The organism is Actinomadura geliboluensis (assembly GCF_005889745.1).
Lineage (GTDB): Bacteria > Actinomycetota > Actinomycetes > Streptosporangiales > Streptosporangiaceae > Spirillospora > Spirillospora geliboluensis.
Map to the genome: position 1 here is coordinate 1 of NZ_VCKZ01000678.1, position 2,235 is coordinate 2,235.

Annotated in this window: 1 protein-coding gene; it reads right to left on the bottom strand. The window is 63.2% G+C overall.

Annotated features, from left to right (window positions below; all coding sequences use genetic code 11):
* Positions 1 to 952: 952 nt before the first annotated feature.
* Complete coding sequence (locus tag ETD96_RS43405) at positions 953 to 2,095, bottom strand: hypothetical protein (RefSeq protein WP_171069532.1); 1,143 nt, start codon at positions 2,093 to 2,095, stop codon at positions 953 to 955.
* Positions 2,096 to 2,235: the final 140 nt, after the last annotated feature.

The following is a 2,235-nucleotide window of genomic DNA, read 5'->3' on the forward strand; positions in this document are numbered from 1 at the left end:
CTGCTGATTCGGGGGCGGGGCGGGTGGCGAGTTCGGTGGCGATCGAGGCGGCCGCGTGCACCAGTTGGCTGGTGGACATCGACGCGGTATCGATCTCACTCGAACACATAACTCTATGTTATCGAACAGTCACGCTGTCGTACAGTCGTTCTGGAAAACAATTTGCCCGTCTTGGAGGCTGGCCGCGTTGCGGGAGATTTCACCCCTTCCGGGCATAGAAAGGGAAACCCGGTCACCTAGCCGAAGTTCTCGGGGGCCGTAGGCCCCGGGGACAGCAACCATGCACAGACCCACAGCCGAATCACCAAACCCCTGCCGCCGAGCCCAGCCGAAGTGACTCCGGCCCACAGCGACCGAAGCGTCCGCGCCGACCTGTCAGGGGCCACCGCAACCGGGCACCCACAGAAACCACACTAATCCGGCAAAAGACCGCCGCAACCTTGAGCAACAACAGAACACTCGCTAGCAACCCGAGACGATCTACGGTTGGCCTGGCTCAGTGGAAGATCATGCGAGCCAAGCTTGGCCAGCCGCCACCGACACGGACGCGCACTCAATCCCCACAAAACGGACTGGCGCGAGGAGACCCTGCGTTAGCGCCTCCCGAGTTCCGTACCTTCCGGGAAACCACGGGAGCAGTGAAGATCGCTGGATTGGAGCGGACGGCCCTACCAAACACTGAAGCCATCCGCCATACGACCGTCCGACACCGACAAGGCCGTTCAAGCGAGGAAGAAGCCGAGGTCACCCAACCAACCCGGAGGCAGTACCAGCAGCATCGCCCAGCACTCGATGTCGCGCTCACCTTGGGCGACCTCGACCTCCCATGAGCCGTGACCATGACGAGCTGGATGGCGCGGCCAGACTCCCCACAGGCAAAGCATCAAACATAGGCGTCAAGGGAATGAAGGGGCCGTTTGAGCACTCGCAACCAGCCATCCGGCAGCAGGCATCAGAAGATGTAGTCGGCTCCGCAACCCCCACTTCTGGACAGGTTTGCAGAGAAGCCGCCTTCGATCACCCTCCCGAACGAATCGAGGCCGTTCAGACAAGCGTATAGAGGCTCGTCAGAGCCGAGGACAACTGCTGATGCGACATTCGGCTTTCGCGGGATGGTACTCGTGACACGCATCGGTCTCCCCTCGGAGAAAGAGAAGATGACGGTGCTCGACGATTCTTTCTTCTTCATGACGCCGTAGCCGGTGCGGCCGTCCGGGTTCATCACCGCGGATGTGATCAGGGAGTCATCCGACTGACGGAACAGGACCCGACCCGCACGGACGTCTGTCCCAGGCTCGTCAGTGTCGAGCGCGTGCACGGTGACACCCTGGATCTTGCTTTCGACAGGCATATCCGGCTGCAGCGCCTGCCCAGGCTGAACTTCGGCTCCGGGAACAGACCCGATGTGGACGTCGCCGATGGTGTAGCCGAGCGTCCGACCGTCCTGGGCCCAGACGATCTGACCGATAACCGACGGGGTCGCCGTCGTCCAGGTGCGGCGATGGCCCGAGTCGATGTCGAGGACGGTCACGTTGGCGCGCGGCTCCGGAGGGCGCTCGCCGTCTCGTGTACACGGAGCCGTCGTGTAGGCGAGGCGGTCACCGTCCAGGCTCAGCGCCAATCCGGCAACGAGGGCCGGGACGGCGCCATGGTGAAATGGCTTGATGCTCCTCACCTTGCCGTCCGCGCCCAACTCGCCTCGATAGAACCGCGACTCGCACGGCTTCTTCCGTGTGGCGGCGACAATGAAAGTCCTTTTGGGGCCCGCGAGGATTGTCTGGGCTTCGCCGGCGGACGGAGGGCGCTCGACCGAGCCCACCAGCCGTGGTCGTCCGTCCGGCTGGAAGGCGAGCACCTCGAACCATGGCGCGGGGCCTTCATCCTGCCGAGCATCCGCCATTCGCTGCACCGTGAGCATGAAGCGCGGGCGCTGGTCGCCCGAGCGAGGCGTCGTGAAGGGGTCTTGGTCGTCCGCCAGCAATTGCACGGCGGCGATGGACATCACGACCGCTGCGGCCATGGCCATCGGTGCAGCCCAGCGCCGTACTCGCCATGACAGCGGCTCCCGATCCGGCGAATCATCCAATCCGTCCATGTCCACCATGGGACAATGCCGTTAAATTAAGCTGCTGGGCAGATCAATCGGATCGTGGCCGGCGAGTCGTGGGTGATGTTCTCGTCCGTCTCACGTTTAACTCGGTATGAGTTGTGCCGTGCGCGTTTCAGCTTGCGAGG

Excerpts from the sequence above, each read along its gene's own strand:
- ETD96_RS43405 (WP_171069532.1), bottom strand. The coding sequence starts at position 2,095 with ATGGACGGATTGGATGATTCGCCGGATCGGGAGCCGCTGTCATGGCGA.